Raw genomic sequence first — 6,610 nt, 5'->3', positions numbered from 1 at the left:
GAAAACTGGCTTGTGTCTCGCCTGAGGAAAGGGCGTGAAAAGACGCGTCATTCTTTTTTGGAGTCAGCCTCTTTTTCGTTCGTCTCGAATCATTTATTGTACTTATACACGATTGAGTAGTTTTTGTTTGTTCTAATACAAAAAAAGTGTGGTTTTTCATGAGAACGGTTACTTCGGTTGATTCACTAGATTTCATTGATTGTTGAAGGAAAGAGGCGGATAATAGGACCCGAAACTGTTAACAAGGGGACCTTTATCATGCTGTCACGCGTTATGCGTATTATTCAAATCATTGCTCAAATCGCACTCATTTTTTGCTTTTCACTCAGTGGGGACTGGGTGAGCGAAACCTTCGAGTTACCATTACCCGGTAACATCATCGGCTTGATTCTACTGTACCTGGCGTTAAAAAGCCGTCTGATTCCGCTTGTTGCTGTTGAACGGGGCGGGACATTTCTTCTGTTCGTCATGCCATTGTTCTTTGTTCCAGCACTGTCCGGAATCATGGATTATACCGCATTTCTCCGGACATCCGGTTTACAGATCGTGTTGATCGTCATCGTCAGTAGCCTTCTGACATTAGTCGGATCAGCATATATCGTTGATCGACTAGCACACCGAAAAGAGGCGGTGACACGACATGAATGAGGCACTGTTTTGGATCATCCTGTCAATTGCATTGTTTAGTATCGCAATGTTCATCTATCAACGTTATCCTCGTGTCTGGACGTTACCAATCCTGACGGTAACGGCAGTTTTGATCTTAATTCTCGTCTGTTCTGGAGTCTCACACGCAGAATACATGCAAGGTGGACAATATCTATCGAAGATGCTTGGTCCGGCAATCACGGCATTTGCGATTCCGCTCTACCGCGTCCGGCATCACGTTCGGCGTTTTCTACCAGAAATCGGACTTGGTGTTTTGCTTGGAACATGTATTGCCATGAGCTCTGATTTGTTACTTGGTCTATTGCTTCATCTTGAGCGGACAACGAATCTTGCTCTGTTACCGAAGTCGGTCACGTTACCTGTCGCCTTGGCAATTTCACAAAAAGCTGGTGGGACGACGACGCTGACGGCTGCCTTCGTTTTATTGACGGGGTTAACTGGATCGATCGTTGGTCCGAAGCTCATGACGGGATTGAAGATTCGCCACTTCGTCAGCCGTGGGGTCGGTTTAGCATCAATTGCTCATGTCATGGGCGCGACGAAGTCGATGAGTCTCGATCAACGGGAAGGAGCGGTCGGTCTATTGACGATGGTCTTGACGGCCGTCTGTGCCAGTGTCATCGCACCGGTTTTAATCACATGGTTATATGGGTGAACACTCTGTTCTTTAGCAGAGTGTTTTTTTATCGTCGATTGAAACTTGTCGACTGTTTTAGCAGTATAGTACAACAAAAACAGGGTGGAGGAGAACAAGATGATTATTTGGATTAACGGTACGTTTGGCGTTGGTAAGACGACTGCAGCAAACGGATTACAACAACGTTGGAACGGCTCGCACATTTTTGACCCGGAAGAGACGGGTTATTTTTTACGAGCACAGCTGCCGACAAACAAAGATGACTTTCAGGATGAGCCGTTGTGGCGTGCGTTCAATCGACAGCTCCTCGAGCAGCTCGATACGGAAAAGGCGCGGATCATCGTACCGATGACATTGACGAATCCAGCGTACTTTCAGGAAATCATCGGGACGTTACGAGCGAACGGTCATGACGTCCGTCATATCGCCTTGATGGCGAAGGAGACGACTGTCAAACGTCGGTTGATTAGCCGCTTCGAGCATCCGAATTCATGGGGTGGTCAACAGGCAGAACAACGCTTACGTCAACTGACCGATCCATTGTTCAGTCAACAGATCGAGACGGATGATCTGACAAAAGGACAAGTTGTCGATGCGATTGCCCTCGTGACTGGGATCGGACTCTCGCCTGCCCGACCATAAAGGATTCAAGAAAGATGTTTCCGGGAATCATTAGATGATAATAGATGAGGAGGAAACAATCTTGAACGAAGGGCAACTTATTGCTAGGAGGATTTATGAATATGAAACACTGGATGACTGAGAAATTGGGCAGGCAGTTGATGGCAATTTTTTATAGTGTCTTTGCACTAAGTGTCATCACATCGGTTGCCAGTTATTTATACGTGGACAATGCAGACGGTCGGACGAAAGAACAGGTACTCGACCAGTTACAAAAGACACAATGGTTCTGGTTTTTGAACTTGATGGTTTTTTTATTTTGTCTATTGTTCATCGTCCGTCCGTTGATTCATCGTGTGACATCACAGCTCCGCGAATTGAATGTCAAAAGTCGTCGTCTTGCGGAAGGAAAGTCTATTTCGCTCGAGCATGATGTCGACAGCCATAATGAAGTCGGTCAATTGACGGCATCGTTTTACCAGATGGCACGGTCGATCTCATCACAACATGCGGAACTATCAGCAAAGAATCAAGAAATGAAACGCAATCAGGAAGTACTGACGCAAAAGCAGGACGAACTTGAGCACGCTTTGGAAGTGACCCGGACGAACGAGTTGCATCTACAAGATCGGAACGAATTAATCGAAACACTTGCCTCAAAAGAGAGTTTATTTGATTATTCTTCTGTCATCAGTACGATCGTCCGATTGACGAAGACGGAATTTGGTGCCCTGTTGCTGATCAAAAATAATGAGATCGCCCAAGTCGTTCCTAAGGAGATGACGGAGGATCAGCAGGAGAGCTTAAAAACAGAATCATTGCTGCTGAAACGAGTCATGATTTCAAAGGAAACCGCACATTCCTCAAAAAAGGTCGCGAACGACGATCTCATCAAGTATCCGTATCACGTCTATGAAGGTGTTATTCCGATCATGGATCCGGCAAAAGAAGAATTGATTGCCTGTCTCTATCTAGCAAGGTTTGACGCACCATTCAACCAACAGGATCTAGCGGAACTGGAATCGTTCTCGAAACAAATCGCGATCTCATTGATGCGGATGTCACTCTATGAACAGATGGAATACGAACGAAAAGAGACGGCGCAACTGTTGAATTCCGTTCGGGAAGCGATTCTTTATATCAAACATGAGGAAAAGACGATCTTAGGGAATCAGGCATTATTTGATATCTTCCAGTCGTTACAGGTCGAGGAAGATAATGACTCAATGACGTTTCTTGAGGTCCAACCAGAGACGATGTTCGAGCAGATGGACCAGAAAGAAGCTTTTGAAGCGTACTTTGAAGAAGTTTTATCGGGAGAGATCCCTGAGGGCATGTTCTCTTTGTCGATCGACCAGGGTGAATATTTCATTCAAGTTTATGCCGAAGCCATCGCGCATGGAGAACAGTCGAAGGGAACGATCCTCGTCTTTCGTGACGTCACGGCTGAGACAGAGGTTGATCGGGTCAAATCAGAACTCGTCTCGACGGTTTCGCATGAACTTCGAACACCGCTCTCTTCGATTTATGGCTTTACGGAGCTGATGTTGAAACGGGATCTGGATCCCGAGCGGAACAAGCGATACTTGCAAACGATTCATGATGAATCGAAACGATTGACCAATCTTGTCAGCGACTTCTTGAACGTCCAGCGGATGGAGTCAGGAAAGCAAGAGTATGATAAACAAATCTTTGATCTGAAAGAAATCGTCAAGGAACAAATTCAGTTTTATCAAGCAGCGACGGAACAACATAGTCTGCAGCTTGATTTGAATGACGAACAGGACTTTATGGTCGAAGCAGATGCGAACAGTATGAAACAGCTACTTGGAAATCTATTGAATAATGCAGTCAAATACTCACCGGACGGTGGGGATGTCGTTGTGACGCTGACCCATCAGCACAATCAGATTGAACTAAGCGTCCGTGATTTCGGAATCGGGATTCCGAGTCATTCGATGCCGCATCTATTCAGCAAGTTCTATCGTGTCGATAACTCAGACAGCCGAAAAATCGGCGGAACAGGTCTTGGATTATCGATTTGTAAGGAAATCGTTCGAGCGCATGATGGCAACATCGAAGTCGAATCAATCTTGGGAGAAGGGACGGTTTTTCGGGTCAAGTTACCAAGTGCGACGGACGCGTTACTCGAAGCAGAATGAAGAGACGAAGAAGAGGCGATATCATGCGTCTCTTCTTTTTTGTCGTTTCACGTGTGAGATTCGTCCAAATTCATGCGCTTGGCTAAAACGAGTAAGATGCAGACATTTGAACGATAAATCGAACAGATTGATGACAGAACGGCTGAAACAGTTGAAAAAATCGTAAATTGTGCAGGGATTGCTAACGTTTCTGTACTCTCGCTATAGTGATTACAAAAAAGCGTGAGAGGAAGAAGAATCATGGAGAGCTTAGAAGCGTTACTCACACCACCGCAAGAGATCGAACAAGAGAATGCAAACATTGATGGCAAAACACCACTTGCGAAGTTACAACGGATTGCTGGGGAAGCAGCACGGCAGATGATGCGACGACATCTCGAAGCGGATGTCTTGCAGGCGCTTGACGACAACATTTTGTATATTCATGACGCCGATTATTATGTGACTGGGACGACGACTTGTGCCCAAATTCCGCTCGGTCAGTTACTCTCAAACGGATTTCAGACAACGCACGGTTCGATCCGTCCGGCGCAAGACATTCGTTCTGCCCTTGCCCTTGCGGCAATCATCGTCCAGGCGAATCAAAACATGCAGCATGGCGGACAAGCCTTCGCAACCTTTGATGATGATTTAGCACCGTTCGTTGAAAAGACCTATCAACGGGAATGGACGAAACTAAATGACCTCGTTCCGCATTGGAAGCGGCGTAAGCGGGAGCGACATGCATGGCAGGAGACGTATGAAAAAACGTTTCAAGCATGTGAAGCATTCATTCATAATACGAATTCGATGCATTCGCGCGGTGGTGGACAGGTTCCGTTTTTATCCGTCAATTACGGAACGAATACGACGTATGCAGGGCGGCTCTTCCAACGTGCCTTGCTAACAGCGACGGAGCGTGGGCTGGGCAAGGGTGAGACACCGATTTTTCCAATTCAGATCTATAAAGTGAAACAAGGAATCAATCTGTCACCAATGGACCCAAACTATGATTTGTTTCAACTCGCTACACGGGTAACAGGAAAGCGATTGTTTCCCAACTTTGCATTTCTCGATGCACCATTTAATCACCAGGAGCAACCGGGAAAAGCGGAAGTCGCGTATATGGGATGCCGGACCCGTGTATTCGAGGATCGTGGAGACATACCGTCCGTCACAGGTCGTGGTAATTTATCCTTCACGAGCATCAATCTCGTCCGTTTGGCACTCCAGAGTCAAACCGTCGATCAAATGTTCGAAGTCGTCCAAGATACGACAAGACTTGCATGCCGGCAACTCATCGCACGGTATGAGTTCCAGGCAAGTCGAACGGCTGACGAGTTTCCATTTTTATATCAACACGTCTGGAAAGACGGTGAGACGCTAAGAAATACGGATCAGGTAGGTCCGGTCCTCAAACACGGGACGTTAGCGGTCGGCTTCATCGGACTTGCTGAATGTTTGTCCGTTCTGACGGGGAGTCATCATGGTTATTCCGAACTAGCACACCGGATTGGTCTTGCATTGATTCAAGCGATGCGGACGGTAGTCGACAATTTTGGCGAACAGACAGGGTTGAACTTTAGTTTACTCGCAACTCCGGCCGAAGGATTATCCGGTAAGTTCACACGTCGCGATGTCAGTGACTTTGGTGAGATCGAAGGAGTGACAGATCGACCGTATTATACAAATTCCTTTCACATTCCTGTCGATGCGCCCGTGACGATCCGTGAGAAGATTCAACTCGAAGCCCCGTTCCATGCATTATGTAATGGCGGTCATATCACCTATGTCGAGACGGATGGTGCGCTTGCTGGAAATCCGGAAGCAATCGAAGACATCGTTCGTTTAATGGCGGAGGCTGGAATCGGTTATGGATCAATCAATCATCCCGTCGATCGTTGTCTTGATTGCCGAACGGAGCAGACGATCGAGGATCAATGTCCGGTTTGCGGGAGTGGATCAATCGAACGCATTCGGCGCATCACCGGATATCTCGTCGGTACGCTGGACCGCTGGAATGAAGCGAAACGGGCAGAAGAGCAGAATCGGGTGAAACACGATGTTACGGGTCCTCTCGCTTCTTCCTGACTCCGTCGTCGATGGTCCCGGTTTACGAACGGTGTTATTTCTTGCCGGTTGTCCGCATCACTGTGCCGGCTGTCATAATCCGTCCTCCTGGGATCCTGCAGGTGGCGTAGCTTGGACAATTGACGAGACGGTCGCGCGGATTCAAGCAACCGGTCACCGGCGCCTGACGCTATCCGGTGGGGAACCGTTGTTACAAGCAATAGCGCTCTATCGGCTACTAGAACGACTCGGACCAGACTATGAAGTGATCTTGTATACGGGCTATGTGTTGGAAGAGATCATCAAGCACCGAGAATGGCACCCCTTGTTACGCCGACTAGATGGATTGATTGATGGTCCGTTCATCCTATCGAAACTTGACCGAACGACAAGCTTTCGGGGGAGTACGAATCAACGAATGTATGATCGACAGCATTTAAACAAACGTTTGGATTAGACAAAAACTCCCCCA

The 6,610-nt window shown here is 47.2% G+C and carries 6 protein-coding genes; all 6 read left to right on the top strand.

Features of this window, described 5'->3' with window-relative positions:
* The first annotated feature begins 258 nt into the window (after positions 1–258).
* Complete coding sequence (locus B2751_RS02150; RefSeq protein ID WP_290772477.1) at positions 259–648, top strand: CidA/LrgA family protein; 390 nt, start codon at positions 259–261, stop codon at positions 646–648.
* Complete coding sequence (locus B2751_RS02145) at positions 641–1,324, top strand: LrgB family protein (RefSeq protein WP_290772474.1); 684 nt, start codon at positions 641–643, stop codon at positions 1,322–1,324. The genes B2751_RS02150 and B2751_RS02145 overlap by 8 nt, the downstream gene beginning before the upstream one ends.
* Positions 1,325–1,423: 99 nt before the next feature.
* Positions 1,424–1,948: an AAA family ATPase gene (locus tag B2751_RS02140; RefSeq protein WP_290772471.1), complete on the top strand. Its 525-nt coding sequence runs from the start codon at positions 1,424–1,426 to the stop codon at positions 1,946–1,948.
* A 101-nt stretch (positions 1,949–2,049) separates the two neighbouring features.
* On the top strand, positions 2,050–4,089 hold the full coding sequence (locus B2751_RS02135) for an ATP-binding protein (RefSeq protein WP_035408821.1): 2,040 nt from the start codon (positions 2,050–2,052) through the stop codon (positions 4,087–4,089).
* Positions 4,090–4,329: 240 nt separating this feature from the next.
* Entirely contained in the window at positions 4,330–6,159 is a 1,830-nt protein-coding gene (locus B2751_RS02130) for an anaerobic ribonucleoside triphosphate reductase (protein WP_035408818.1), read from the top strand.
* A complete protein-coding gene (locus B2751_RS02125; RefSeq protein WP_035408815.1) occupies positions 6,131–6,595 on the top strand; it encodes a 4Fe-4S single cluster domain-containing protein in 465 nt (154 codons plus the stop codon). The genes B2751_RS02130 and B2751_RS02125 overlap by 29 nt, the downstream gene beginning before the upstream one ends.
* The last annotated feature ends 15 nt before the right edge of the window (positions 6,596–6,610 follow it).

Source organism: Exiguobacterium sp. UBA6282, from assembly GCF_002440475.1.
Taxonomy (GTDB): domain Bacteria; phylum Bacillota; class Bacilli; order Exiguobacteriales; family Exiguobacteriaceae; genus Exiguobacterium_A.
The sequence above is the reverse complement of the archived record's forward strand: the minus strand, read 5'-3'. Positions and strand labels throughout refer to the sequence as shown.

Coding starts and splice junctions, on each gene's coding strand:
- B2751_RS02145 (WP_290772474.1), top strand. CDS start 641: ATGAATGAGGCACTGTTTTGGATCATCCTGTCAATTGCATTGTTTAGT.
- B2751_RS02150 (WP_290772477.1), top strand. CDS start 259: ATGCTGTCACGCGTTATGCGTATTATTCAAATCATTGCTCAAATCGCA.
- B2751_RS02125 (WP_035408815.1), top strand. CDS start 6,131: ATGTTACGGGTCCTCTCGCTTCTTCCTGACTCCGTCGTCGATGGTCCC.
- B2751_RS02140 (WP_290772471.1), top strand. CDS start 1,424: ATGATTATTTGGATTAACGGTACGTTTGGCGTTGGTAAGACGACTGCA.
- B2751_RS02135 (WP_035408821.1), top strand. CDS start 2,050: ATGAAACACTGGATGACTGAGAAATTGGGCAGGCAGTTGATGGCAATT.
- B2751_RS02130 (WP_035408818.1), top strand. CDS start 4,330: ATGGAGAGCTTAGAAGCGTTACTCACACCACCGCAAGAGATCGAACAA.